Genomic DNA, 24987 nt, shown 5'->3' with positions numbered 1-24987 from the left:
AGGCTCGCAAGGTCGCGGGCCCGGCGCCTTGCGGTGGATCAACCCCGCCCGCCGCTGCGTGCGTCGTCACGGTCATCCCCCGGTGCGGCCGGGGCCGGCTTGAGGCAGATCAAGGCTCGGCCGGAAGGCCCGTGACCTAACGGGGCGATCACGCAACCCGTGCGTGGAGCCAGCCGAATCCCGCCATGCCCGCCCTACCCGCACCCAAATACATGACCGAGGGGGAGGCCGGCCTGTGCGCCGCCTTCGGCCTCGGCGCGCTCCTGTGCCTCGTCGCCTCGGCGAAGGCCGTCGATCCCGCCTACGGATTCCATGCCGGGCTGTTCTCGCTGGCGGCGGTCGCCGGCATCGTGGCGATCCTGCGCCGCTACGCCGCCCGCGACCCCGAGCCGGTCCCCCAGGAGATCGGGGGAAAGCCCAACTACAACCTCGGCCCGATCAAGGTCGCCGCGGTCGCCTCGATGGGCTGGGGCATCGCCGGGTTCCTGGTCGGCTGCATCATCGCCTTCCAGCTCTGGGCGCCCGCGCTCAACCTCGGGCTCGAATACACCACGTTCGGGCGGCTGCGCCCGCTCCACACCTCGGCGGTGATCTTCGCCTTCGGCGGCAACGTCCTGATCGCGACCTCGCTCTACGTGGTGCAGCGGACCTGCCGGGCGCGGCTCGCGGGCGATCTCGCCCCGTGGTTCGTGGTGCTCGGCTACAACCTGTTCATCGTGGTTGCCGGCACCGGCTACCTGATGGGCGTCACCCAGTCGAAGGAATACGCCGAGCCGGAATGGTACGCCGACCTCTGGCTGACCATCGTCTGGGTCGTCTACCTCGCGGTGTTCCTCGCCACCCTGGCCAAGCGGCGCGAGCCGCACATCTTCGTGGCGAACTGGTTCTACCTCGCCTTCATCGTCACCATCGCGATGCTGCACGTGGTGAACAACCTCGCGCTCCCGGTGAGCGTGTTCGGCTCGAAGTCCTACCCGATCTTCTCCGGCGTGCAGGACGCGCTGGTGCAATGGTGGTACGGCCACAACGCCGTCGGCTTCTTCCTCACCGCCGGCTTCCTCGCCATCATGTACTACTTCATCCCGAAGCGGGCGGAGCGGCCGGTGTATTCCTACCGGCTCTCCATCATCCACTTCTGGGCCCTGATCTTCATGTACATCTGGGCCGGCCCGCACCACCTGCACTACACGGCGCTGCCGGACTGGGCGCAGACCCTCGGCATGACCTTCTCGATCATGCTGTGGATGCCGTCCTGGGGCGGGATGATCAACGGCCTGATGACGCTGTCCGGCGCCTGGGACAAGCTGCGCACCGATCCGATCCTGCGCCTGATGGTCGTCTCGCTCGCCTTCTACGGCATGGCGACCTTCGAGGGCCCTATGATGTCGATCAAGGCCGTCAACGCGCTCAGCCACTACACCGACTGGACCATCGGCCACGTCCATTCCGGGGCGCTGGGCTGGGTCGCCTACGTGTCGTTCGGCGCGCTCTACTGCCTGGTGCCGTGGCTGTGGAACCGGCGCGAGGTCTATTCGCTGCGCCTCGTCGAGTGGCACTTCTGGGTCTCGACGCTCGGCATCGTCCTCTACATCACGGCGATGTGGGTCGCCGGGATCATGCAGGGCCTGATGTGGCGCGCCTATAACGACTTCGGCTTCCTCGAATACTCCTTCGTCGAGACCGTCGAGGCGATGCGGCCCTACTACCTGGTGCGGGCGCTCGGCGGCGTCCTGTTCCTGATCGGCGCGCTGATCATGGCCTACAACCTCGCCATGACGATCCTGGGCCGCGAGGCGAACGCGCCCAATCCCGCGCCCGCCGCCCCCGGCGCCCTCGTCCCGGCCGCGTAGTCCGACGAGCGATCCATCGGGCCCGCCCGCCGGCGGGCCCCGTTCCTTCCGTCACACGCGAGAGATTCCGGCCATGGCCATCGCCCAGCCCGGCCTCTGGAAGAGGCATGAGTTCTTCGAGAGGAACTCGATCCTGCTGCTCATCGGCATCCTGATCGTCGTCGCCATCGGCGGCCTGATCGAGATCGTGCCGCTGTTCTACCTGAAGAGCACCATCGAGGCGGTGGAAGGGGTACGGCCCTACACGCCGCTCGAGCTTGCCGGCCGCAACGTCTACGTGCGCGAGGGCTGCTACCTCTGCCACAGCCAGATGGTGCGCCCGATGCGCGACGAGGTCGAGCGCTACGGCCATTTCTCGCTCGCCGCGGAATCGCTGTACGACCACCCCTTCCAGTGGGGCTCGAAGCGCACCGGGCCCGACCTCGCCCGGGTCGGGGGGAAGTATTCCGACGCCTGGCACCGCGAGCACCTCAAGGACCCGCGTGCCGTCGTTCCCGGCTCGATCATGCCGGCCTATCCGTTCCTCGACCGGCCCCTCGACGCCGAGGCCATCGCCGGCGACCTGACGGCGAATGCCCGGCTCGGCGTGCCCTACAGCCGCGACATGATCCTGCGGGCGGACAGCGACCTCACCGCCCAGCTCGACCCCGACGGCGCGGATGCGGGCTTCGCGCAGCGCTACCCCGGCGCCGTCGCGCACGCCCCCGGCGAGAAGGGCCGCCCGACCGAGCTCGACGCGCTGGTGGCCTACCTCCAGGTGCTCGGCACGATGGTCGACTTCAAGCTCTACGACGACCGCAGCAACCTGAGGTGACGCCCGTGACCTACGACCTCGCCTCCCGCTTCGCCCAGACGAGCGGCCTTCTCTATTTCGTGGCGCTGTTTGCCGGCGTCGGCCTCTACGCCCTCTGGCCGCGCAACCAGGGCCGGTTCGACGCCGCCGCCCGCCTGCCCCTCGACGAGGAGTGAGCCTCGTGACCGACCTGAAGTCCTCCAATCCCGCCGCCGGCCCGGAGACCACCGGCCACGAATGGGACGGCATCGCCGAGTTCAACAACCCGCTGCCGCGCTGGTGGCTGTACTCGCTCTACGCCACGATCGTCTGGGCCTTTGGCTACTGGATCCTCTACCCGGCCTGGCCGCTGGTCTCCGACCACACCAGGGGCCTCCTGGGCTACTCGACCCGCGCCTCGGTGCTGGCCGACGTCGCCGCGACCAGGACCGCCCGCGCCGCCCTCGGCCAGTCGACGCTCGCCGCCGCGGATCTGACGCGGATCGCCGCCGATCCGGCGCTGCTGCCCCTCGCGCTCGCCACCGGCAAGGCGGCCTTCGGCGACAATTGCGCCGGCTGCCACGGCACCGCGGCGACCGGCCGGACCGGCTACCCGAACCTCCAGGACGACGACTGGCTCTGGGGCGGCAGCCTGGAGGCGATCGCCGAGACGATCCGGGTCGGCATCCGGTCGGGCCACGCCGATGCCCGCGCGGGCGAGATGCCGGCCTTCGGGCGCGACGGCCTCCTCAAGCGCGACGAGATCGAGACCGTGGCGAACTACGTCCTGTCGCTCTCCGGCAGGGCCTTCGCGCCGGCCCTGAGCCTCGAGAACGGCGCCGCGCTCTTTTCCCGGAACTGCGCCGCCTGCCACGGCGAGCAGGGCCGGGGCAACCCGGAGATGGGCGCCCCGAACCTGACCGACGCGGTCTGGCTCTACGGCGCCTCGCCCGGGGACGTGATCGCGACGATCCAGGGCGGGCGCAAGGGCGTGATGCCGACCTGGGAGGGGCGGCTCGACGCCGCGACGATCAAGTCCCTGGCGGTCTACGTCCACGGGCTCGGGGGCGGGCGGTAGCGGGAGGAGCCGCAGAAAGCCGGGCTGGACCGCCTCTCCGGTCCGGGCCGGCCGGCTCCTCCGGCGCCCCGAAAGGCCGGGCGCGGGTCTCCTTCGAGTTCGCGCGTGACCTGCGCCCTCGGGCCTGCGCGCCCGGCCTCACCCCCCGGCACCGGTCCACGCCGCGTGCACCGCGCCGGAGGCGGTGTCGGGCTTGGCCTCGCCGATGAAGATCACGACCGGTCCGTGCGCGTCGCGGCGGGGGTCGTAGAAGTCGAGGAGGTGCGGGTCGCGGTGCTGGAGGAAGTCCGGCCGCAGGCCCCGGCGGCGCATCAGGTGGTCGATGACGACCTGGTCGCCGTGGACCGCGTTGGGGACCGGCCCGCAGGCGCCGGCGGTCATCCAGCGTTCCGGCTCGGCCGCGAAGGTCTCGTAAAGGAAGGCGAGCTCGTCGCCCTGCCAGCGCAGGAGCGCGCTGGAGACCCGCCCCTTGTGGAAGTAATCCTCCATGGCGGCGAGGCCGGGCGCGGCCAGCGCATCGGCCGGCCCGGTGAGCACGGTGTCGAGGTCGCACAGCAGCACCGGGCCCTCGACCGCGAGGTCGGGCCGGAACGCCTCCATCTTCGCCCACCAGGCCGGCCAGTCGTGGCGAAGGCGCACCGGCTCGACGCCCATCGCCGCGAGGGGGGCGAGGGCGAGCGGGGTGTCGGTGAGGCAGAGGATCCGGGCGAACCCGGGCGCGTGGCGGCGCACGCCGCGGGCCAGGCGCTCGACCCAGGCCGCGTCGTAGCGGCCGCCGCTCTTGAGGACGGTGATCAGGGTCGCCATCGAGGGTCTCACGCGTCGGTCGGGGGAGGGTGCAGGCGCAATCGGCCCGCCGCGGCGGCGCGGCTGCACCAGGCCCGCTCGGCCGCCCAAGGGTGGCCGGGCCAGCCGGCGAAGCCGAAGCCGTGCGCCTCGACCGGGGCCGCCGCGGCGGGGCGCCCGGCGAGGAGGGCGAGCACGGTCAGGAAGCCGGTGCTCGGGTTCGGCCGCTCGCCCGCGAGCGGCGCGAGGCCGGCCCGCGCCGTCTCGTGCAGCTCCTCGGGCAGGATGTGGACCGGCTTGCCGAGGGGACGCAGCATCGCCAGCGCCTCGCGGGTGAAGCAGATCGGCTCGGGACGGTTATGGGCCTCGGGCAGCATCGGGAAGGGCAGGACGAAGGCTTGGGCCCGGCGCACGACCGGGCGGTCGCAGAACCCCGGATCGTCCAGCCACTCGCGCATCTGCCCTCCGCGGTTGACGAGGACGAGATGGGTGACGTGCGAGCCCGCCCGCTCGCCGAAGCCCGCGGCGTTGTTGAAGCGCACGACGCTCGCGCCCGCGTCGATCGCCGCGGCGGCGTCGACACCCGGCGCGTTGCCCACCACCACGACCGCGCCGTGCAGGGACGGACCCGGCCACGCGGCGCGGAGGGGATCGGGGGCGGGCATGGGGCGGTGACGGTTCCGGGGTGGCGAAGTGCGCCGTCGTGCGGTCACGCTTTCGCGGATAGGACGGGGAAGTATGGCGCCCGGCCCGGGGCGACCAGCCCCGACCGTCCCGGAGTCTCCGCGATGACCGCCGAGAGCGGACCTGACCGACGCTGCTTCCTCTGCGCCGCCGCCATGCTGGCGCCGAGCGCGCGCCGCCTCGCCTATCCGGGTGGCCGCGAGCGCGCCTTTCCGATCGCCTGCGGCTCCTGCGGCGTGCTGACGGCGCCGGACGCGGACCCGGACCGCTGCCGGGACGACCTCGCCCGGCGCCTCGGCGAGGAGGTCTTCGTTCCCGATCAAGACGCCGCCTACGGCCTCGATATCTACACCCTGCGCAGCGCCGCGACCCGGCTCGCCCGCGGCCTGCGCCCGCGCGGTCCCGACGACCGGGCCGCCCTGCTGCAGCCCCACGCGGTGCGCGCCGCCGAGGCCGTCCTGTACGACCTCGCCGCCGGACCGGGACGCCCCGTCTCCCTCGGGCTGATCTGCCGGGTGGCCGAGCGCGACGCGGTGCTGGCCGGTCTTGCACCCCACGCCGCCTGGACCGACGACGTCGTCCTGCTCCTCGACGCCGCGGCCTCGCCGCCCCGCCCGGTCGCGGCCCCGGGATTCGCCGACGGCGCCGTGCGGGTCGCGACCCGGCCGCTCTCGGGCGATTTTGCCGCCCAGCGCAACGCCCTCCAGGACCTGGCGCGCCACCCCTGGATGCTGCAGCTCGACGCCGACGAAACGATCGATCCCGCCCTCGGCCGGGTGCTGCCCGCGCTCGCCGCGCTGGCCGAGGACGGAGACGTCGTCTCGGTCGGGCTGCCCCGGCGCAACCGGGTCGACGGGATCCTCTCGGACGTCTACCCGGACGTGCAGTACCGGCTGAACCGGGCCTCGACCCGCTATGCCGGCCGCGTCCACGAGCGACCGGTCCTCGACGGGGGCTGGTCCCGCAGCCTCATCGCCCTCACCGGGGCGATCGATCACGGCTTGAGCCTCGCCCGTGTCCGGGCGCGCTCGCGGGCCTACGAGAGCCTCGATCCCGGGCGCGGGCGGCTCGAGGAGGAGGAGGCGCTGCTGCGGCCCTACCGGGCGTGAGGCCGGCTCCGCGCCGCCGCGACCGCCCTGCGGTACAGGTCGAGCGTCTCGCGCCCCAGGCGCGCCCGGTCGAACCGCCCGGCCGCCGCCAGCGCGCGGGCGCGGTAGGCGAGGCGCAGGGCCGGATCGCGCAGGAGCGGCCGCAGGGCGTCGGCGAGTGCCGGACCGGTCGCCTCCGCGGCGAGCGGCCCCGCCCCGGGCGTGCCCACGAAGGCGCGGGCGCTGGCATCCTGCGCGCAGGCCACCACCGGGCGGCCATACGCCAACGCCTCCTGGTAGACGAGGCCGAAGCTCTCGTAGCGCGAGGGCGCGAGGACGACGTGGGCGTGCCGGTAGGCGTCGTCGAGCCCTGCCGCGTCGATCCGGCCGCGGGCCTCGACCCGGGCGCGGGCCGGGGCGGCGAGGTCGGCGGGCAGATCCTCCGGCGGCACCCCGACGAGGTCGAGCCGGAACGGCGGCAGGGCGCCCCGCTCCTGCTCGTCGGCGAGGATCGCCAGCGCGGCCATGAGCGCGTCGAAGCCCTTGCGCGCCTCCGCCCGGCCGACGAAGAGCAGCCGCACCGGACCTTGCGTCTCGGGATAAGCGGCGTCCCGGGCGCCCGCCACGATCTCCGGCGGTAGGCTCAGCCCGATCACCGCGGCCGGTTGGCCGCCCGAGAGCCGGTAGGCCTGGTCGATCACCGCGGCGTGCGCGGCAGTGTTGGCGATGAGGCCGGCGCTGCCCCGCGCCTGGCGCCGTTCGAGCGCGTCGGCGCTCGCCCCGTCCAGGCGGTCGCGCAGGTTGGGTGCGGGGCCGCGCGTGAAGGCGGCCGGCGTCGAGGAGCGGGTGACCAGCGGCAGGTCGCGGCGCCCGGCGAGCAGCACGGCCGGGGCGTACCAGTTCGTCGCCTCGACGACGTCGAAGGGGGCCTCGCGATGGGCGGCCAGCACCGCGCGGCGAAAGGCGAGGGGCGCCGCGAGATGGCCGAGCGAGCCACAGCGGCGCAGCCGCGCCAGGGCCCCCCCCGGCTTCAGGGCGAGGCCGACGATCCGGACGCCGCCGGCCCGCGCGGTGCCGGCGCGGTCGAGGGTGAACACCGTCACGTCGGCGCCGGCTTCGGCCAGGCTCTCGGCGATCTCCCGGGCGGCGGTCGAGAGGCCGCTCGGGGCCGGCGGGTAGTCCCAGGTCAGGAGGGCGGTGCGCATCAGCGACCGAGAAGGCGCCGGTAGAGGGCGAGGTAGTCGCGCGCCATGCGCTCGGCGGTGAACCGCTCCTCGAAGCGGCGGCGCACCCCCGCCCGGTCGAGGGTGCCGATCCGGGCGAGCGCCCCGACGGCTTCCTCCTCGGAGGAGACGACGAAGCCCGTCACCCCGTCCTCGACGATCTCCGGCACCGAGCCGCGGTTCCAGGCAATCACCGGCGTGCCGCAGGCCATCGCCTCGATCATCACGAGGCCGAACGGCTCCGGCCAGTCGATCGGGAAGAGGAGCGCGATCGCCTCGCGCAGGAGCGCGCCCTTGCCCGCGTCGTCCACCGGCCCGAGATAGACCGCGTCCTCGCCGAGCAGCGGCCGCACCTCCCGGTCGAAATAGCCCGGATTGCCGACGTCGATCGTGCCGCCGAGCCGGATCGGCAGGCCGGCGGCCCGGGCGACCCGGATCGCGGTGTCGGGCCGCTTCTGGTCGGTCAGACGGCCGACGAAGGCGAGGTGGCGGCCCGGCGCCGGGGAGGCGGCGTAGCGGTCGCGGTCGATGCCGTGATGGACCACCCCGGCGCGGTTCGCCGCCGGGATGCCGGCGGCTTGCGCGGCCGAGATACCCGCGACCGGCAGATCCGGAAATCCCTGGAAGAACAACGCACGGTCGAGCTCGTCGACCCGCCAGTGGATCGTCGTCAGGCTGTGGCGACGGCGCTCGCCGAGCAGCGCCGCATGGGCGAACTCGCCGTGGCAATGGACGATGTCGAAGGCGTCGAGGTGCTGGCGCAGGGCCTCGAGCTGCAGCGCGTCGAGCGCCGCCGGCACCCCGGGCGCGACCGTGCCGTGGCGCCGCTCCAGGGCCGCGAGGCTCGGATAATTACCGATACGGGGTAAGTGTGTCGCACTGTCCGACGGGGCGAACAGCGTTACCTCCACCCCCAAGCTTCGCAGCGCCGTGCTGAGGTCGTGGATGACCCGTTCCGTGCCGCCGTGATGCTCCGGGGGGATGGGAAAGATGTTCGGAGCGACTTGGGCGACACGGATGCTTTGGGTGGCTTCGATCACGAAAGATACCTCACGCGAACCGTCCTGTCTTTGCGGCGCCTCTGCTGCGGCAGCGGCGTGATGTTCGTTCTGCACGTCGCCCTGCAGGGCTGCCTGCGCGGTCGGGATGTCGTCTACGGGCTCACCGCCGATACCGGCGGCCATATCCGCTACCTGCTCGATCTCGTCGCCGCCTCGGCCCAGGATCCCGGGATCGACCGGATCGTGGTGGCGACGCGGCGTTTCGACGGTCCGCCCGGACCGGACTACGCCGTGCCCGAAGAGCGCCTCGGCGACAAGGTCGCGCTCGTGCGGCTGGCGAGCGCGTCCCCGGGTTACCGGACCAAGGAGGAGATGCACGCGGAGGTGGCAAGCCTCGCCGAGAACCTGATCGCCTGGATCGGCGCGCAGGCGCGCGCGCCCGACCTTCTCCACGCCCATTACGCCGATGCCGCCGCGGTGGCGGCGATCGTCGAGGAGCGCCTCGGCATCCCGTTCGTGTTCACCGCCCATTCCCTCGGGCGGGTCAAGGCGGCGACGCTGGGGGAGGGGGCCGAGAACCGTCCCGACCTCGCCCGCCGGATCGCCACCGAGGAGCGGGCGCTCGCCCGCGCGAGCCTCGTCGTCGCCTCCTCGCGCGACGAGGCGGAGGTGCAGTACGCCGGCTACGACGCCTACGATCCCGGCCGGATCCGGGTGCTGCCGCCGGGCAGCGACCTCGCCCGCTTCGCCGACAGCCGGCCCGACCCGCGGGTTGACGCCACGCTCGCGCGCTTCCTGCACGAGCCCGGGAAACCGGTGCTGCTGGCGCTCGCCCGCCCGGTGGCGCGCAAGAACCTCGCGGCCCTGGTGCGGGCCTACGGCGAGAGCGCGGAATTGCAGGCGCGGGCGAACCTCGTCCTGGTCGCGGGCACCCGCCAGGACATCGACGCGCTCGACGGCGACATGGCCGCGACGATGCGCGACCTCCTGGTGCTGATCGACCGCTACGATCTCTACGGCCGGATCGCCTATCCCAAGACCCACCGGCCCGAGGACGTGCCGGCGCTCTACGCCCATGCCCGCGTGCGCGGCGGCCTGTTCGTCAACCCGGCGCTGAACGAGCCGTTCGGGCTGACGCTGCTCGAGGCCTCCGCCGCCGGCCTGCCCCTCGTCGCCACCGACAGCGGCGGGCCCAACGACATCGTCGAGACCTGCGGCAACGGGATCCTGGTCGATCCGCGCCAGCCCGACGCCATCGCGGCGGCGGCCCTGCGCATCCTCGACGATCCGGCCTTCTACGCGGCTTGCGTCGCCGGCGGGGCGCGGGCGGCGGCGGCCTACGACTGGGACCGGCACGCCGCGCGCTACCACGCCCTGCTGCGGGCGCTGCACGCCCCCGTGCCGCCGATGCGGGCGCCGCGCCAGCTCCTGATCAGCGACATCGACAACACGCTCGTCGGCTGCCGGGCCGGCTTGAGCACCTTCCGCCGCTGGCGCAGCCGGCAGGCCGCGCTCGCCTTCGGGGTCGCGACCGGGCGCTCGTTCCACAGCGCGATGGCGATCCTGGAGCAGCAGGACAGCCCGCGCCCGCAGGTGATGATCACCTCGGTCGGCTCCGAGATCTACCATCTCGATGCGAACGGCGTGACCTACACGGCCGACGCGGCCTGGCGCGAGACCGTCGCGGCCGGCTGGAAGCGGGAGGCGATGCGGGCCGCGCTCGACGGCCTCGACGGGCTCGCCCCGCAAGGCCCGCTGGAGCAGCGCGCGTTCAAGCTGAGCTATTTCGGCGACGCCGCGGCGGTGGCCCGGGTCCGCGCCCGGCTCGCCCGGGCGGGGTTGCGCGCGAGCGTGATCCACAGCCACGGCCGCTACCTCGACGTCCTGCCGGAGCGGGCCTCGAAGGGTACCGCGGTCGATCACGTCCGCGCGCTCTACCGCCTGCCCGAGCGGGCGGTGTTCGTCGCCGGGGATTCGGGCAACGACGTCGAGATGCTGCGCGCCCGCGCGCAAGCGATCATCGTGGCGAACTATTCCGACGACCTCGCCGGCCACGCGGCCCTCCAGCATTCCTACGTCGCCCGCGCCTCGCATGCCCGCGGCATCATCGAGGGCGTGGGCCATTTCCGCCGGGTTCTCGCGTCCCAGGTCCTCGAAGCCCATGCCGGCTGAACCCGGCGCGGTGAGCGTGCTCACCCTGGTGCGCGGCCGGGCCGACCGGCTGCGCTACCTGATGCGCGGGCTCGCCCGCCAGACGGCCCCTCCGCGCGAGCTCGTCATCGCCTGGATGCAGCCCGAGGCCGAGCCGGACCTGCCCGATCTCGGCTGCCCGGTCAGCCACCTGCACGTCCCGGGCGAGCCGATGCCGCTCGCCGCCGCCCGCAACCGGGCGGCGGAGGCGGCCTGCGGCGACCTCCTGGTCTTCCTCGACGTCGACTGCATCCCGAGCCGCGGCCTCGTCGCCGCCTATGCGGCGGCGGCGGCGCGGGCCGACGGGCTGTTCCTCGGCGAGGTCCTGTACCTGCCGCCCGGCGGCCTGCCGGCCGCCTCCGCCGCGCCCGACGACGCGACCCTCGACCGGCTCGGCCGCGTCCACCCGGCCCGGCCCCCGGTGCCGGCGGCGGGGATCCGCCCCGAGCCCGATTCCGGCCAGCTCTGGGGCCTGTCCTTCGCCCTGCCGGCGCGGGCCTGGCACGCGGTCGGCGGCATGGACGAGACGTATGCGGGCTATGGCGGCGAGGAGACCGACCTCGCGGCGCGCCTGTCGCTCAGCGGCCTGCCGACCTTCTGGGTCGGGGGCGCGCGGGCCTATCACCAGCACCACCCGGTCCACGTCCCGCCGCTGCAGCACTTCGCGCCGATCCTCGCCAACGCGGCCCGCTTCCGGGCCCGGCACGGGCGCTGGTGCATGACCTACTGGCTCGGCCAGTTCCGCGACGCCGGGCTGATCGCCTGGGACGAGGCGGCGGAGTCGATCCGCCTGCTGCGCCCGCCGACCGAATCCGAGATCGCCGCCGCCTCGCGGCCCGACGCCCTGTTCTCCTGACGACCGAGAGACCATGAAGAAGCCGATCGCATTCTTCGTCCACCACCAGGGACGGGGGCACGCCAACCGCACGATGGCGGTGGCGGCCGAGTTCGCCCGCGACCGCCCGGTCTCGGTGCTGACCGCGGGGCCCCACCTGTTCGACGGCTTCGCTCGCGACATCGAGATCGTCGCCCTGCCGAACATGATCGGCGCCGCGGTGCCGACCCCGCGCCTCTACGCCGAGCCGACGCCGCAGGTGATGCATTGCGTGCCCCTCGGCCTGGCCGAGATGCGCCGGACGATGCGCCAGATCCTCGACCACCTCGACGAGCGCGGGATCGGCCTGTTCGTCGTCGACGTCTCGGCCGAGATCGCACTTTTGTCGCGCATCGCCAGCGTGCCGGCGGTGCAGATCCGGATGCACGGCGATCGCCAGGATATCGGCCATGTCGGGTCCTACGAGGCCTGCGTCGGGATGCTGGCGCCGTTCGATCCCCGGATGGAGCAGGACGACTACCCGGCGCACTTGCGCGCCAAGACGTTCTACAGCGGCGGGCTGTGCACCAGCGTCGACCGGGTGCCGGACCGGGCCGAGGCGCGGGCTAGGCTCGGCCTCGATCCCGACCGCGAGATCGTCGTGGCGGTGACCGGCGGCGGGGGCAGCGGCACGCCCTACGCGCCCCTCACGGTCGCGGCGCGTGCCGCCCCCGACGCCCTGTGGCTGACCCTCGGGCCGACCCACCGCGAGGGCCACGAGACCGATTTCTCGAACCTGCGCGAGCTCGGCTGGGTGCCGTCCGTCACCGACTACCTGGCGGCGGCCGACATCGTGGTGGCCTCGGCCGGCGACAACACGGTGCACGAGGTCGCCCGCGTCGGCGGCCGCCTGATCGTGATGCCGGAATGGCGCTATTTCGGCGAACAGACCCGCAAGGCGGAAGCCCTGGTGCGCCTCGGCGCCGCCGTCCAGGCGCCTGTCTGGCCCGGCGACCTCCAGGGCTGGCGCGACCTCCTCGCCCGGGCCCGCGCCCTCGACGGGACGGCGCTGCGGAGCCTCTACGCGCCGGACGCCGCCGCCCGCGCCGCCGGCTGGCTCGAGGGGCTGACCGACGACCTCTGGCAGGGCGCCGCCGAGCCCCAGCAGGCCGCCGCCCCGCTGCGCGTCGTCGCGGCCGGCTAAAACCCGTCCGATCCCCCCTTGCCGGAGCCCGGAGCCCGCATGTCCACCGTTTCCGTCGTGACCCTGGCCAAGGGCCGGCCGGCGCATCTCGCCAACGTCCTGCGCGGCCTGGAGCGCCAGACGCAAGCCCCCGTCGAGTTCATCGTCGCGGTGATGCAGGACGACCTCTACGACCTGCCCGCGTCGTCGGTGCCCGTGCGCCAGATCCGGGTGCCGGGCGAGGCGCTGCCGCTCGCCGCCGCGCGCAACCGCGGCGTCGCGGCCGCCACCGGCGACGCCGTGGTCTTCCTCGACGTCGACTGCATCCCCGCGCCCGACCTCGTCGCCGACTACGCGCAGGGGCTCGCCACCCTCGACGGCCTGCTGATGGGCGAGGTCATGCACCTGCCCGAGGCCGCAACCCTCGGCGCCTGGACCTACGAGGGCCTGGCCGGAGTCGCGGAAAAGCACTCCGACCGCCGCGGGCCCCCGGCCTCGGGACTCGAGATCTGCCGCGACTACCGCTGCTTCTGGTCGCTCAACTTCGCGATCCGCCGCGCCACCTTCCTGGCCACCGGCGGCTTCGACGAGCGCTATACCGGCTATGGCGGCGAGGACACCGATTTCGGCAAGGCCCTCGACCAGCGCGGCCTGCCGATCGCCTGGATGAAGGGCGGGCTCGCCTATCACCAGTACCACCCCCACCACATGCCGCCGGTCCATCATCTCGACAGCGTGGTGCGCAACGCCGAGTTGTTCGAGGCCAAGTGGGGCTACCGCACCATGGGGCACTGGCTCCACGCCTTCCGGGTGATGGGGCTCATCGACGACACCCCCGACCGGCCGATCCGCATCCTGCGCCGCCCGGATGCCGGCGACCTCGCGCTCACCGGCCAGCAGGGCCACCAGCCCTACACCAATTCCGCTTCCGTCATCCGCGCCATCGAGGCCCGGGAGGAGCCGGTACAGGACGCGGTGCCTGCGTGAGGATCGCGCTCCTCGCCCATCTGCGCCACCCGATCGCGCCGCCCTTCGCGGGCGGGCTCGAAGCCTATTGCTGGCACCTCGCCGAGGGGCTGACCGCGCGGGGCCACGACGTGGTGCTTTTCGCCACCGGCGACAGCGACCCGCGCTTTTCCCTCGACCCGGTGAGCCCGGTCCACCACGAGAAGAGCTTCCCGGGCCTCGAGCACCGGGGCGATGCCGGGTTGCGCGCCCATGTCGACGCCGCCTACGCGGCGGCGCTCGACCGGATCGGCGCCGGCGGCTTCGACGTGGTGCACAACAACTCGCTCAGCCGGCTGCCGCTGGAACGGCGGCGCACGGACACCGTCCCGACGCTCACCTCCCTGCACGCGCCGCCCTACGACGCGCTCCGCTGGTTCGTGCACGACAGCCCGTCGCCGCATCACCGCCTCACCGCGACCTCGGCCGCCCACCTCGCCGCCTGGTGGCCGGACGGCGCCCCGCCCGAGGCGTCCGTCCTGCCCAACGGCGTCGATCCCGCCGCCTGGCCCTTCGGCGCGGAGGGGGACGGCAGCGCCGCGTGGAGCGGGCGCCTGACGCCCGTGAAGGGCGCCCACCACGCGATCGCGGCGGCGAGGAGCGCCGGCCTGCCCCTGACCCTGTTCGGCCCGATCGAGGAGCCGGATTACTGGGAGACGGCGATCCGCCCGCTCCTCGGAGGGTCGATCCGCTACGGCGGCCATCTCGCCGGATCGGCACTCGCCGCCGAATTGGCCCGCGCCTCTTTGTTCCTGTTCACCCCGTGCTGGGACGAGCCGTTCGGGCTCGCGGCGATCGAGGCAATGGCCTGCGGCCTGCCCGTGGCGGGCTTTGCCCGCGGCGCGGCCCGGGAGGTCGTCGGCGAGGGCGGGTGCCTGGTCGCGTCCGAGGACGCCTCGGCGCTGGCCGGGGCGATCCCGGCGGCGCTCGCCATCCCGCGAGAGATCCCGCGCGAGCGGGTGCTGCGCCTGTTCACCCGCGAGCGCTGGCTCGACCGTTGCGAGGCGCTCTACGCGGCACTCCGCGCCGGCGACGCGTCTTCCCCGTTCCCCGCATCCCGAGCCGCACCATGACCCGCCAGACCATCATCGACGCGCTGTGGCACGGCCGCGATCCCTTCGCGAACCCGCCCGAGGCCCTGCGCGCCCTCGACCTCCAGGGCTGGCGCAGCATCCACCCCTACCTGGAGGAGGCGGTACGCGAGTGGCGGCCCGGCACCGTCGTCGAGATCGGCGCCTGGAAGGGGGCGAGCGTGCTCTACCTCGCGAGGACGATGGCCGAGCACGCCGTGTCCGGCACGGTGATCGCGGTCGATACCTGGCTCGGTGCCGTCGACCACTGGGCCGACCCGGCCTTGTTCGCGGAGCTGAGCCCCGAGCACGGCTATCCGAGCCTCTACCGCACCTTCCTGGCCAACGTCCTGCACGAGGGCATGGCCGAGCGGGTGGTGCCGCTCCCGCTCGATTCGGTGAACGCCGCCGAGCTGATGCGCCTGCGCGGGCTGTCGGCCGACGTGATCCACCTCGATGCCGGCCACGAGGAATCCTCGGTGGCGGCCGACCTGCGGGCGTGGTGGCCGGTCCTGCGCCCCGGCGGCCTGTTCATCGCCGACGATTACGACAGCCAGGGCGGGAAATTTCCCGGCGTCGCCCGGGCGGTCGACGCCTTCTGCGCCGAGCACGGGCTGGCGGGGCCGTGGTCGCTGCGGGGCAAGGCCAAGTTCGTGAAGCCGCTCGACGCCGCGTGATCCCGGCGGATCGTCCCGCCGGCACCCCGGCGGCGAGGCATGGCGCGCCTCCGCCGGGGTGCCCGCCCCGCCTCAGGCGGCGATCTTCCGGCACTCGGCCGCGCACCGGCGGCAGGAGTCGCGGCAGGCGCGGCACTCGGCGATGTCGGGGAACTTGGCGCATTCCGCCTCGCAGGCGGTGCAGACCTCGGCCACGGCCCGGGCCATCGCCGGGGTGCGGGGCGAGTCGACGGCGGCCAGCGTCTGAAGCGCCGCGCAGGCATGGACGAGGTCGTAGGTCGACCGCGTGCAGGCCGCCATGCGGGCGTCGTTCATCGCCAGCATGGCGAAGCAATGCCGCAGGCAGTCGTTGCCGGTGGCGACGCATTCGGCGCTCGACGCGGCGAGGGCGGCGAACCGCGCCGGATGGTCGTGCGGTGCCCCGGCCGGCGCCGACCCGTGATCGTGGTCGTGCGCGTGATCGGCCGCCGCGGCCCTCGTCGCCACGCCGCCCGCGAGGCTCGCCAGCGCGCCCGCCGCGATGAATTGCCGTCGTTCCATGTCGGTCCGTCCTTCTCGGTCCCTGCCCCAGGGGCACGCCCTCGCGCCCTCCTACACGCGCGGCATCGCGGCGGCGACCGGTCTCGTCCGCCGCCCGTCGCCGCACGGCGCGCCGGCCCCGGCACACGGACCCCGGGCACCGCGTGGCGCGGGGCTTGCCTCCAGGGCGGCACGCCGAGGAGGGGGCGCACGCCACTCGCCCTCAAGGCTCTGCGACACTCGCCGAGGGAGAGACTCATGAAGCGCGAAGACCTCACCGAGAAGCTGCTCGACATCAAGCGCGAGAAGGGCTGGACCTGGAAGCACATCCAGGACGAGATCGGCGGCATCTCGCCGATCCTGATCACCGCCGCCTGCATGGGCCAGATGAAGCTGCCCAAGGCTCAGGCCGCCAAGGCCGCCGCCCTGTTCGGCCTGACCCAGGCCGAGGAGCGGATGCTGAACGAGGCGCCGTATCGCGGTTCGATTCCCTCGATGCCCCCGACCGACCCGCTGATCTACCGCTTCTACGAGCTCGTCATGGTCTACGGCACTACCTGGAAGGAGCTGATCCAGGAGGAGTTCGGCGACGGCATCATGTCGGCGATCGACTTCAACATGACGATGGAGCGCGAGCCCAACAACAAGGGCGACAGGGTCAAGATGAACCTGTCGGGCAAGTTCCTGCCCTACAAGTACTACGGCAACGAGGAGGGCGTGCCCGAATACGGCTTCAAGGAGAGCTGAGGCGGGAAGCGGCCGGCGCCCGGCGGGCGCCGGCCGTCACGGACGGTCTCACCGCCCCTCCGCACCGTCGCCGCGGCTCCGGCGCCGTCGTCACCCCGAGCATCGCCGGCTGCGCGGAGCGGACCAGCCCGCGCAGGGCGAGGCCGAGCGCCTGGAGCCGCTCCTCCGTGAGCTGGGCCTGGAACGGGTGGGCCGCCACCACGAGGCGTGGGCGCCCGGTGCCGTCGCACAGGGCGGCGGCGACGGTGGTCACGCCGCGGATGAGGTGGCTGAGATCGAGGGCGTAGCCCCGGGCGGCCGCGGTCTCGGTCCATCCCGGCGCCCCCTTGCCGCGTCCGTCGTTTACGGTCCAGAACAGCGCTCAGCGGACGGAATGGAAACGCCCGATCCGCGCGCGGCCCGGGACAAGGCCGGACATCGTGGGAGGACCGGGATGGCACGCACCCGACGGGCTCCGGGGGCGCGTCGCGCCGGAGCGATGGTGCGGACGCTCTGCGCCGCGACCGCGCTCCTCGCGCCGGTGACGGCCCGCGCCGACGGCGACGTGCTCAGGATCGGCATCATCACCGACATGAGCGGCCAGTACAGCGAGGGCACCGGCGAGGGTTCGGTCGCCGCCGCGCGGCTCGCGGTCGAGGATTTCGGCCCGACGGTTCTGGGCAGGCGGATCGAGATCATCTCGGCCGATCACCAGAACAAGCCCGACATCGCCTCGACCATCGTGCGCAACTGGATCGACACGAAGGGCGTCGACGTGGTGGCGGAGGGCGTGAATTCCGCGGTCGCGCTCGCGGTCCAGGCGGTGACGCGGGAGCGCGGCAAGATCTTCCTGATCTCCGGCGCCGGCTCGTCCGACCTCACCGGCAAGTCGTGCTCGCCGACCGGCGTGCACTGGACCTACGACACCTACGCCTCGTCGAACGCCACGGCGAAGACGCTGGTCGCCCGGGGCGAGAAATCCTGGTACTTCCTCACCGCCGATTACGCCTTCGGCCACGCGCTGGAGCGCGACGCGGCCCGGGCGATCGAGACGGCGGGCGGGCAGGTCCTCGGCAAGGTCCGCCACCCGTTCAACAATCCCGACTTCTCGTCCTTCCTGCTCCAGGCCCAGGGATCGCCCGCCAGGGTGATCGCGCTCGCCAATGCGGGTGGTGACTTCGCCAACGCGGTCAAGCAGGCGCACGAATTCGGACTGACCCAGTCCGACAGGACCGTCGCGGCCTTGCAGGTGACCCTGACCGATGTCGCCTCCCTCGGCCTCGATGTGGTGCAGGGCGCGCTGTTCACCGACAGCTTCTACTGGGACCGGACGCCGGAGACCCGCGCCTATGCCGAGCGCTTCTTCGCCCTGCGCAAGGCGATGCCGACCGCCTACCAGGCCGGCGTGACCTCGGCCCTCACCCATTACCTCAAGGCGGTGCAGGCCGCCGGCACCACCGACGCCGCCGCCGTGATGGCGAGGATGCGCGAGACCCCCGTGAACGACTTCTTCGCGCAGGGCGGCAGGGTCCGGATCGACGGCCGCATGGTCCACGACATGTACCTGATGCGCTTCAAGAAGCCGTCCCAGTCGAAGGGCCGCTGGGACCTCTACGAGCTCGTCGCCACGGTGCCGGGCGACGAGGCGTTCCGGCCGATCGGTGAAGGCGGGTGCCCGTATGTCCGGAACTGAGCCCGCCGCCGATCTCGCCGCTCTGGTCCGGCCCGGCGCGGTCGCGATCGTCGGCGCCTCCGCCGACCCGACCCGCATCGGCGGCCGGCCGATCGCCTACATGCTGCGCGCCGGCTTCCCGGGCGCGATCCTGCCGGTGAATCCCAACCGGGCCGAGGTGCAGGGCCTCGCCTGCTTCCCCACCGTCGCGGCCCTGCCGTCGGCGCCCGACGTGGCGGTGATCGCCGTGCCGGGGGCCGCTGCGCTCCAGGCCGTCGAGGATCTGGGGGCGCGGGGCACGCGCTTTGCCATCCTGTTCACGGCGGGCTACGCCGAGGTCGGGGAGGTGGCGGCGCAAGACGCCCTCGTCGCGGCGGCGCGGCGGCACGGGATGCGGCTGCTCGGGCCGAACTGCCTCGGCCTGTTCAACGCGGCGGCCGGCTTCTACCCGATCTTCTCCGCCTCCCTGGAGGGCGGCCTGCCGCTGCCGGGACGGATCGGCATCGCCAGCCAGTCGGGCGCCTACGGTACCCACCTCTTCGCCGCCTGCCGCAACCGACACATCGGCACGGCGATGCTGGTCACCACCGGCAACGAGGCCGACCTGTCGGTCGCCGACGCGATCGGCTGGATGGCGCGGGACGACGACATCGACGTCATCATGGCCTATGCCGAGGGCGTCCAGGACGGGCCGGCCTTCGCGGACGCGCTTGCCGAGGCCCGGCGGGCGAAGAAGCCCGTGGTGATGATGAAGGTCGGCCGCAGCGCGGTCGGCAGCGCGGCGGCGCAGTCGCACACCGCCTCGATCGCCGGCAACGACGCGGTGTTCTCCGCGGTGCTGGCCGAGCACGGCGCGATCCGGGCCCGCTCGACGGAAGAGCTGATCGACATCGCCTACGCGGCGACGCGGCGGATCTACCCGGTGCCGAACAGCCTCGGCGTCATCACCATCTCGGGTGGCGCCGGCGTCCTGATCTCGGACGCCGCCGAGGCCGTGGGCCTGCCGATGCCCCCGATGCCCGAGGAGGCGCAAGCCCGCCTCAAGGCGATCCTGCCGATCGCCTCGCCGCTCAACCCGGTCGACTGCACCGCGCAGGCCTTCAACGACCTGTCGCTGATCGGCCGGTTCATGGAATCGATGATCGCCGACGGGGGCTATTCCTCGATCCTGGCCTTCTTCACCCAGATCGGCGGCGCCCCCAGCATGGCACCGGCGATCCGCGCCCAGCTCAACGCCGTCAAGGCGCGCCATCCGGACCGGCTCTACGCCCTCTCGGTCCTCGCCTCGGAGGAGCGCAACCGCGAATACGAGGCCGACGGCTACCTGCTCTACGAGGATCCGGCCCGCGCCGTGGTCGCCCTCGACGCGATGGGCCGCCTCGGCGCGAGCTTTTCGGAGATCGCGCCGGTGCCGCCGGCGGTCGGCGCCTCCATCCGGCTGCCGGAGACGAACCCGAGCGAGGCCGAGGCCAAGCGCCTGCTCGCAGCGGCGGGCATCGCGGTCGTGCCCGAGGCCGCCTGCTCCGATGCCGAGGCGGCGGTCGCGGCGGCCGAGGCGTTCGGCTTTCCGGTCGTGATGAAGATCCTGTCGCCGGACATCCTGCACAAGACCGAGATCGGCGGCGTGCTGCTCGACGTGGCCGATGCCGAGGCGGTCCGGCGCGGCTACGCCACCCTGATCGAACGCGCCGCCCGCCACGCGCCGTCCGCCCGGATCGAGGGGGTGCTGGTGGCGCGGCAGGTCGAGGGTGGGGTCGAGTGCATCCTGGGCATCCAGCGCGATCCGGTCTTCGGCCCGGTGGCGATGGTCGGCCTCGGCGGCGTCTTCGTCGAGGTGATGCGCGACGTGGTCTTCCGGCGCTGCCCGTTCGGCGAGGACGTCGCCGAGGCGATGATCCGCTCGATCAGGGCGGCGTCGCTCCTCACCGGCGCCCGCGGCCGGCCACCCTGCGATATCGCGGCGCTCGCCCGGATGCTGTCGCGCCTCTCGGTCCTCGCCGTCGCGGCGGGGCCGCGGCTGGCCTCGATCGATCTCAACCCAGTCTTCGCCCTACCCGAGGGGGCCTTCGCGGCGGATGCGGTGATCGAGGTCGGGTGACGGCGGTGCAGCACCCGGAACCCCGCTCAACAGGTGGCAAGGTTATTCCGGAACCTCCCGGGCCGGGGGCACGTCCGGCCACGCCGAAGGCGATCCGGTCGTCGAGACGCGGCCATGCGGGCACGAGGTGCACCCACCGCGCGATCACCGCTTCGCCCAGCCCCCCGGCGAGCCCGGACCGCGGCGCTCGGCCTTCGAAGTCCGGTGCTCACCAGCCGGCGCCCCCGGCGCGACCATTTCGCGCGTTCCCCGCACCGTGACGGCGGGCCCGCCGCGTCCATCTCGCGACGGAGGAGCGTCCGGCAGCGAGGGGTGCGATGGGGGCCGATCTGACCGTCTACTACGATGGGGCCTGCCCGCTCTGCCGCCGGGAGATCGCGCATTACCGCGGTCGGGCCGGGGCCGAGCGGGTGCGCTTCGTCGATCTGGCGGGCCCGGGCCGTCTCGATCTCGGACCGGACCTCGACCTCGCCGCCGCCCGGGCCAGGTTCCACGTCCGCGAGGCGGACGGGCGCCTCGTCTCGGGGGCGGCGGCCTTCGCGCGGCTGTGGCGGCGTTTCCCGGGCTGGCGCTGGCTCGCCCGCCTCGTCGAGCTGCGGCTCTTCGGCTGGCGGCCCCTGCTGCCCTTCGCCGAGGCGGCCTACCGGCTGTCGCTGATCGTCCGGCCCTGGCTGGCACGCCGCCTGCGCGACACGCATTGCGACGAGGCCTGCCGATGAGCGCGCCGGCTCCCGAGGGTGCGCAGGGCTCGGCGATCGTCGTCGGCGCCTCCGGCGGGGTCGGCGGTGCCCTCGTGGCGGCGCTCGCGGCGGGAGGGCCCCACGGCACGGTCTTTGCCCTTTCGCGCACGCCTGCGCCCCAGCCCGACGGGGTGCGCGCCCTGGCGATCGACGTCACCGACGAGGATTCGGTCGCCGCCGCGGCCCGGAGCGTCGGCGAGGCCGGCCCGGTCGGGCTCGTCGTCGTTGCGAGCGGCATCCTGCACGGGCCCGGCATCGCGCCCGAGAAGGCGATCCGGGCCCTCGATCCGGCCGCGATGGCGCGGGTCTTCGCGGTCAACACCCTGGGCCCCGCCCTCGTCGCCAAGCACTTCGTGCCGCTGATGCCCCGCAGGGGCCGCAGCGTCTTTGCCGCCCTTTCGGCGCGGGTCGGGTCGATCGGCGACAATCGGCTGGGTGGCTGGTACTCCTATCGGGCCTCCAAGGCGGCGCTGAACCAGGTGCTGCGCACCCTCGCGGTCGAGACCGCGCGCACCCACCCGGACCTGATCGTCGCCGGCCTGCATCCCGGCACCGTGCAGACCGGCCTGTCGCAGCCGTTCCGCCCCGAGCCCGGCCCCGGCCTGTTCACCCCGCAGGAGAGCGCCGCCCACCTCCTGCGGGTGATCGCGGGGCTGACCCGGGAGGGGTCCGGCCGCGTCCTCGCCTGGGACGGGCAGCCGATCCCGCCGTGAGTTTTCGGTGAGTCCCGGGTGATGGGTCGGGGGCATCCCTGTGCTTCCGCCGCCACGCTCCGCGAAATCCCTGTGCAGCACGTCCCGTTCGCCCTTGAGGCAACGCCTCCTTGAATGCGAGCGCGGCAGGATGGGGCCTGGCCGCGCGCGGGAGCAGGGATGGGTATCGAGGGCTTCGTCGTCGACGGGCTGACGCAGGCGGCGCAGCGGCGCGCCGCCGATCCGCGGGCCTCGGCCTGGGTGTCGGCCAATGCCGGGGCGGGCAAGACCAAGGTGCTCACCGACCGGGTGGTGCGCCTGCTGCTGCACGGCGCGGCCCCGGCCAAGATCCTCTGCCTGACCTTCACCAAGGCGGCCGCCGCCAACATGGCGATCCGGGTGTTCGAGCGCCTCGGGCGCTGGGTCACCCTCGACGAGGCGGCGCTCCGCGAGGAGCTGACGGCGCTGGAGGGCGAGGCGCCGGACGGCGCCACCCTGCGGCGCGCCCGGCGCCTGTTCGCCCGCGCCGTCGAGACGCCGGGCGGGCTCAAGATCGAGACCCTGCACGCGCTGTGCGAGCGGCTGCTGCACCTCGTGCCGTTCGAGGCCAACGTGCCGGCCCGCTTCGTGGTGCTGGACGAGGCCCAGACCCGCGAGGCGATCGACCGGACGATCGACAACGTGCTGGCCGACGCGGTCGATGCGCGTCACCCGCACCTCGCCGACGCGCTCGCCCTCGTCGCTCCCGAGGCGGCGGGCGAGGCCCTGCGCCGGGCGATGACCGCGGCGGTGCAGAATCGCGGCCTGATCGGCCATCCCGGCGGGGTGCCGGCCCGCCTCGCGGCGCTGCGCGACGCCCTCGGGCTCGGCCCCGACGAGACGCTGCCGGCGATCGAGGCCCGGATGCGCGACGGCGGGCCCGACCTCGCCGGGCTGGCGGCGGCGCTCCGCACGGGCAAGGCCAACGACGAGAAGCGCGCCGACGCCCTGGCGCTCGCGGCCTCCGCCACCGGCCCGGCCCGGCTGACGCTGACCCTCGCGGCGTTCTTCAAGGACGAGGGCGAGGGCGACCCCTACGCCGCCTCGTCGCTCGGCACCAAGTCCGTCCCGGCCGAGGCCAAGGAGGCGCTGCTCGCCGAGCAGGCGCGGCTCGCGGGGCTGCGCGACCGCCTCAAGGCCGCCCGGGCCTTCGCCCGCACCGAGGCCCTGTTCACGCTCGCCGCCGAGATCCACCGGCGGATGGAGGCCCAGAAGGCGCGCCTCGGCGCCCTCGACTTCGACGACCTGATCCACAAGACCCTCGACCTGCTGACGCGGGTCGATTCGGCCTGGGTGCTGTACAAGCTCGACCGCGGCGTCGACCACGTCCTGATCGACGAGGCGCAGGACACCAACCCGCAGCAATGGGAGATCCTGCGCCGGATCACCGAGGATTTCTGCGCCGGCGAGGGAGCCCGCGAGGCGGGCCAGGGCCTCGCCCGCACCCGCTTCGCCGTCGGCGACCCCAAGCAGTCGATCTACAGCTTCCAGGGCGCCGCGCCGGAGGAGTTCGAGACCACCCGGCGGGCCTGGCGGCGCGACGCGGAAGCGGCGGGCCTGCCCTTCGCGGATGTCGGCCTCACCCTGTCGTTCCGCTCGGCGATCGGCGTGCTGCGGGCGGTCGACGCGACCTTCGCGCTCCAGGACCATTATCGCGGCCTGTCCTTCGGCGACACCGCGGTCGGCACCGTGCATTCCACCGCCCGGGTGCGGGCGCCCGGCCAGGTCGAGCTGTGGCCGGTCGAGCGGCCGAGCGCCGAGGAGGAGCCCGACGCCTGGACCCACCCGGTCGACGCGATCGAGGCCGGGGCGCCTGCCCTCGTGGCCGCCCGGCGCGTCGCGAAGGCGGTGCGGCTCTGGACCACCTCGGGCGATGAATCCGGCCGGGTCTGGCGCCCCGGCGAGGTCCTGATCCTGGTGCGCAAGCGCTCGGCGGCCTTCGAGGGCGTGATCCGGGCGCTCAAGGCCGAGGGCGTGCCGGTGGCGGGCCAGGACCGCCTCGACATCGCCGCCCACATCGCCGTCCTCGACCTCGTGTCGGCCGGCCGCGCCGCCCTGCTGCCGCAGGACGACCTGACGCTCGCGACCGCCCTCAAGACGCCGCTCGTCGGCCTCTCCGACGACGACCTCGTCGGCATCGCGGCCGGGCGCGACCCGGCCGAGTCGCTGGTCGCGGCGCTGCGACGCCACGCCGAGGCCGGCGATCCGGCGGCCCTGCGCGGCGTCGCCGCGCTCGATCGCTGGACGGCGCTCGCCCGGGCGCACGGGCCGTTCGGGTTCTACGCCGAGCTGCTCGGGCCGCTGGGCGGCCGGGCGCTCCTCGTCCAGCGCCTCGGCGGCGAGGCGGGCGACGCGATCGACGTCTTCCTCACCGCGGCCGCCCAGGCCGAGGCCGGGCCCGACGCGCCCTCGCTCACCGGCTTTCTCTCGCGCTACGCCCCGAGCGGCGGGCGCGACGCCGGCGGCCACACGGTCAAGCGCGACCTCGACGCCGCCCGCGACGAGGTGCGGGTGATGACGGTGCACGGGGCCAAGGGCCTGGAGGCACCGCTGGTGCTGGTGCTCGATGGCTGCGACGCGCTCGGTCGCGACCCGGCCCTGATCCCGATGCGCCTTGCCGACGGCAGCACCGTGCCGGTCTGGTCGAGCGCCAAGGCCTACGACAGCTCAGGCATCGCGGCCGCCCGCGACGCGCTCCACGCCAAGGCCGGCGAGGAGCACAACCGCCTGCTCTACGTCGCGATGACCCGGGCCAAGGACCGGCTGGTGATCGCGCCCTATTCCGGCAACGACAAGGAGACGCCGGCCGAGGCCTGGTGCGAGATGATCCGCCGCGGCCTGGTCGCGGAGTTCGGCGGCGTCGAGATCGCCGAGATGCCCTACGGCCCGGCCGAGAGCTGGCGCGAGGGCGCCGCTCCGCCGGAGGCCCCGGCCGCGCCCGAGGGGGGCGCGGAGCCCGAAGCGGTGCCGGACTGGCTGCACCGCGCGGTCGTGCCCGAAGCCGAGCCGCTGCCGCCGCTTCGCCCCTCCGGCCTCGGGGCCGCCGACGAGCCGCGCCGCTCGGATGCCCGCTCCAGCGA

Annotated in this window: 23 protein-coding genes; 17 read left to right on the top strand and 6 right to left on the bottom strand. The window is 73.7% G+C overall.

Going from position 1 to position 24987, the window contains the following annotated elements; all coding sequences use genetic code 11:
- Window positions 1-185 precede the first annotated feature (185 nt).
- The 4 genes from ccoN to ccoP all read left to right on the top strand — a co-directional run bounded on the left by ccoN (window position 186) and on the right by ccoP (window position 3700).
- A complete protein-coding gene (ccoN, locus tag HPY23_RS31145; RefSeq protein WP_082742865.1) occupies window positions 186-1850 on the top strand; it encodes a cytochrome-c oxidase, cbb3-type subunit I in 1665 nt (554 codons plus the stop codon).
- A 73-nt stretch (window positions 1851-1923) separates the two neighbouring features.
- Window positions 1924-2664, top strand: a complete 741-nt coding sequence (gene ccoO, locus HPY23_RS31140) for a cytochrome-c oxidase, cbb3-type subunit II (RefSeq protein ID WP_091889257.1) — start codon at window positions 1924-1926, stop codon at window positions 2662-2664.
- A gap of 5 nt (window positions 2665-2669) precedes the next feature.
- Entirely contained in the window at window positions 2670-2819 is a 150-nt protein-coding gene (locus tag HPY23_RS31135) for a cbb3-type cytochrome c oxidase subunit 3 (protein WP_091889309.1), read from the top strand.
- 5 nt (window positions 2820-2824) lie between these two features.
- Window positions 2825-3700: a cytochrome-c oxidase, cbb3-type subunit III gene (gene ccoP, locus HPY23_RS31130; protein ID WP_175540036.1), complete on the top strand. Its 876-nt coding sequence runs from the start codon at window positions 2825-2827 to the stop codon at window positions 3698-3700.
- A 138-nt stretch (window positions 3701-3838) separates the two neighbouring features.
- Here ccoP and HPY23_RS31125 read toward each other — a convergent pair whose 3' ends face one another.
- Together HPY23_RS31125 and HPY23_RS31120 are read right to left on the bottom strand one after the other, a co-directional pair.
- Entirely contained in the window at window positions 3839-4507 is a 669-nt protein-coding gene (locus tag HPY23_RS31125) for a hypothetical protein (RefSeq protein ID WP_091889259.1), read from the bottom strand.
- A gap of 8 nt (window positions 4508-4515) precedes the next feature.
- Complete coding sequence (locus HPY23_RS31120) at window positions 4516-5151, bottom strand: glycosyltransferase family 29 protein (RefSeq protein WP_091889261.1); 636 nt, start codon at window positions 5149-5151, stop codon at window positions 4516-4518.
- Window positions 5152-5274: 123 nt separating this feature from the next.
- Between HPY23_RS31120 and HPY23_RS31115 the strand changes: the two genes are divergently transcribed.
- Entirely contained in the window at window positions 5275-6279 is a 1005-nt protein-coding gene (locus HPY23_RS31115) for a glycosyltransferase family protein (protein WP_091889263.1), read from the top strand.
- Here the strand turns inward: HPY23_RS31115 and HPY23_RS31110 are convergent.
- Together HPY23_RS31110 and HPY23_RS31105 are read right to left on the bottom strand one after the other, a co-directional pair.
- Window positions 6267-7463 (bottom strand): glycosyltransferase family 4 protein, encoded by a 1197-nt coding sequence (locus HPY23_RS31110; RefSeq protein ID WP_091889265.1) that lies wholly within the window; start codon window positions 7461-7463, stop codon window positions 6267-6269. The genes HPY23_RS31115 and HPY23_RS31110 overlap by 13 nt on opposite strands.
- Window positions 7463-8500 carry a glycosyltransferase family 4 protein gene (locus tag HPY23_RS31105; protein WP_329618747.1) on the bottom strand — a complete coding sequence of 346 codons (1038 nt, stop codon included), beginning with the start codon at window positions 8498-8500 and terminating at the stop codon, window positions 7463-7465. The genes HPY23_RS31110 and HPY23_RS31105 overlap by 1 nt, the downstream gene beginning before the upstream one ends.
- Window positions 8501-8581: 81 nt before the next feature.
- On the opposite strand from HPY23_RS31105, the gene HPY23_RS31100 reads away from it, so the two are divergent.
- Genes HPY23_RS31100 through HPY23_RS31075 form a run of 6 tightly spaced genes read left to right on the top strand, consistent with a single transcriptional unit; the run spans window position 8582 to window position 15421 of the window.
- Entirely contained in the window at window positions 8582-10654 is a 2073-nt protein-coding gene (locus HPY23_RS31100; protein WP_091889269.1) for an HAD-IIB family hydrolase, read from the top strand.
- A complete protein-coding gene (locus HPY23_RS31095) occupies window positions 10644-11528 on the top strand; it encodes a glycosyltransferase family 2 protein (protein ID WP_175540037.1) in 885 nt (294 codons plus the stop codon). The genes HPY23_RS31100 and HPY23_RS31095 overlap by 11 nt, the downstream gene beginning before the upstream one ends.
- 13 nt (window positions 11529-11541) lie before the next feature.
- Entirely contained in the window at window positions 11542-12690 is a 1149-nt protein-coding gene (locus HPY23_RS31090; protein ID WP_060849858.1) for a glycosyltransferase, read from the top strand.
- A gap of 39 nt (window positions 12691-12729) precedes the next feature.
- A complete protein-coding gene (locus tag HPY23_RS31085) occupies window positions 12730-13656 on the top strand; it encodes a galactosyltransferase-related protein (RefSeq protein ID WP_060849859.1) in 927 nt (308 codons plus the stop codon).
- Window positions 13653-14747: a glycosyltransferase gene (locus HPY23_RS31080; RefSeq protein ID WP_091889271.1), complete on the top strand. Its 1095-nt coding sequence runs from the start codon at window positions 13653-13655 to the stop codon at window positions 14745-14747. The genes HPY23_RS31085 and HPY23_RS31080 overlap by 4 nt, the downstream gene beginning before the upstream one ends.
- Entirely contained in the window at window positions 14744-15421 is a 678-nt protein-coding gene (locus HPY23_RS31075) for a class I SAM-dependent methyltransferase (RefSeq protein ID WP_091889273.1), read from the top strand. The genes HPY23_RS31080 and HPY23_RS31075 overlap by 4 nt, the downstream gene beginning before the upstream one ends.
- 72 nt (window positions 15422-15493) lie before the next feature.
- Here HPY23_RS31075 and HPY23_RS31070 read toward each other — a convergent pair whose 3' ends face one another.
- Entirely contained in the window at window positions 15494-15961 is a 468-nt protein-coding gene (locus HPY23_RS31070; protein WP_060849862.1) for a four-helix bundle copper-binding protein, read from the bottom strand.
- 237 nt (window positions 15962-16198) lie between these two features.
- Between HPY23_RS31070 and cynS the strand changes: the two genes are divergently transcribed.
- Window positions 16199-16687, top strand: a complete 489-nt coding sequence (cynS, locus tag HPY23_RS31065) for a cyanase (RefSeq protein WP_060849863.1) — start codon at window positions 16199-16201, stop codon at window positions 16685-16687.
- Here cynS and HPY23_RS31060 read toward each other — a convergent pair.
- Window positions 16674-16940, bottom strand: a complete 267-nt coding sequence (locus tag HPY23_RS31060) for a hypothetical protein (RefSeq protein ID WP_091889275.1) — start codon at window positions 16938-16940, stop codon at window positions 16674-16676. The genes cynS and HPY23_RS31060 overlap by 14 nt on opposite strands.
- Window positions 16941-17120: 180 nt before the next feature.
- On the opposite strand from HPY23_RS31060, the gene HPY23_RS31055 reads away from it, so the two are divergent.
- The 5 genes from HPY23_RS31055 to addA form a co-directional block, all read left to right on the top strand.
- Window positions 17121-18359 carry an ABC transporter substrate-binding protein gene (locus tag HPY23_RS31055; RefSeq protein ID WP_082742867.1) on the top strand — a complete coding sequence of 413 codons (1239 nt, stop codon included), beginning with the start codon at window positions 17121-17123 and terminating at the stop codon, window positions 18357-18359.
- Entirely contained in the window at window positions 18346-20436 is a 2091-nt protein-coding gene (locus HPY23_RS31050) for an acetate--CoA ligase family protein (protein WP_091889277.1), read from the top strand. The genes HPY23_RS31055 and HPY23_RS31050 overlap by 14 nt, the downstream gene beginning before the upstream one ends.
- A 317-nt stretch (window positions 20437-20753) precedes the next feature.
- Window positions 20754-21155: a thiol-disulfide oxidoreductase DCC family protein gene (locus HPY23_RS31045; protein ID WP_060849866.1), complete on the top strand. Its 402-nt coding sequence runs from the start codon at window positions 20754-20756 to the stop codon at window positions 21153-21155.
- Window positions 21152-21889 (top strand): SDR family NAD(P)-dependent oxidoreductase, encoded by a 738-nt coding sequence (locus HPY23_RS31040; RefSeq protein WP_060849867.1) that lies wholly within the window; start codon window positions 21152-21154, stop codon window positions 21887-21889. The genes HPY23_RS31045 and HPY23_RS31040 overlap by 4 nt, the downstream gene beginning before the upstream one ends.
- 159 nt (window positions 21890-22048) lie before the next feature.
- On the top strand, window positions 22049-24987 hold a 2939-nt coding region (gene addA / locus HPY23_RS31035), incomplete at its 3' end, for a double-strand break repair helicase AddA (protein ID WP_200649728.1).

It is taken from the genome of Methylobacterium ajmalii (genome assembly GCF_016613415.1).
GTDB lineage: Bacteria > Pseudomonadota > Alphaproteobacteria > Rhizobiales > Beijerinckiaceae > Methylobacterium > Methylobacterium ajmalii.
This window is presented reverse-complemented; position numbering and strand designations above follow the sequence as displayed.

What these genes read in the sequence shown, in the direction of transcription:
- HPY23_RS31055 (WP_082742867.1), top strand. Translation starts at nt 17,121, where the DNA reads ATGGCACGCACCCGACGGGCTCCGGGGGCGCGTCGCGCCGGAGCGATG.
- ccoN (WP_082742865.1), top strand. Translation starts at nt 186, where the DNA reads ATGCCCGCCCTACCCGCACCCAAATACATGACCGAGGGGGAGGCCGGC.
- HPY23_RS31115 (WP_091889263.1), top strand. Translation starts at nt 5,275, where the DNA reads ATGACCGCCGAGAGCGGACCTGACCGACGCTGCTTCCTCTGCGCCGCC.
- HPY23_RS31120 (WP_091889261.1), bottom strand. Translation starts at nt 5,151, where the DNA reads ATGCCCGCCCCCGATCCCCTCCGCGCCGCGTGGCCGGGTCCGTCCCTG.
- HPY23_RS31040 (WP_060849867.1), top strand. Translation starts at nt 21,152, where the DNA reads ATGAGCGCGCCGGCTCCCGAGGGTGCGCAGGGCTCGGCGATCGTCGTC.
- HPY23_RS31110 (WP_091889265.1), bottom strand. Translation starts at nt 7,463, where the DNA reads ATGCGCACCGCCCTCCTGACCTGGGACTACCCGCCGGCCCCGAGCGGC.
- HPY23_RS31095 (WP_175540037.1), top strand. Translation starts at nt 10,644, where the DNA reads ATGCCGGCTGAACCCGGCGCGGTGAGCGTGCTCACCCTGGTGCGCGGC.
- HPY23_RS31125 (WP_091889259.1), bottom strand. Translation starts at nt 4,507, where the DNA reads ATGGCGACCCTGATCACCGTCCTCAAGAGCGGCGGCCGCTACGACGCG.
- HPY23_RS31050 (WP_091889277.1), top strand. Translation starts at nt 18,346, where the DNA reads ATGTCCGGAACTGAGCCCGCCGCCGATCTCGCCGCTCTGGTCCGGCCC.
- HPY23_RS31045 (WP_060849866.1), top strand. Translation starts at nt 20,754, where the DNA reads ATGGGGGCCGATCTGACCGTCTACTACGATGGGGCCTGCCCGCTCTGC.
- HPY23_RS31075 (WP_091889273.1), top strand. Translation starts at nt 14,744, where the DNA reads ATGACCCGCCAGACCATCATCGACGCGCTGTGGCACGGCCGCGATCCC.
- cynS (WP_060849863.1), top strand. Translation starts at nt 16,199, where the DNA reads ATGAAGCGCGAAGACCTCACCGAGAAGCTGCTCGACATCAAGCGCGAG.
- ccoO (WP_091889257.1), top strand. Translation starts at nt 1,924, where the DNA reads ATGGCCATCGCCCAGCCCGGCCTCTGGAAGAGGCATGAGTTCTTCGAG.
- HPY23_RS31100 (WP_091889269.1), top strand. Translation starts at nt 8,582, where the DNA reads ATGTTCGTTCTGCACGTCGCCCTGCAGGGCTGCCTGCGCGGTCGGGAT.
- HPY23_RS31090 (WP_060849858.1), top strand. Translation starts at nt 11,542, where the DNA reads ATGAAGAAGCCGATCGCATTCTTCGTCCACCACCAGGGACGGGGGCAC.
- HPY23_RS31085 (WP_060849859.1), top strand. Translation starts at nt 12,730, where the DNA reads ATGTCCACCGTTTCCGTCGTGACCCTGGCCAAGGGCCGGCCGGCGCAT.
- HPY23_RS31070 (WP_060849862.1), bottom strand. Translation starts at nt 15,961, where the DNA reads ATGGAACGACGGCAATTCATCGCGGCGGGCGCGCTGGCGAGCCTCGCG.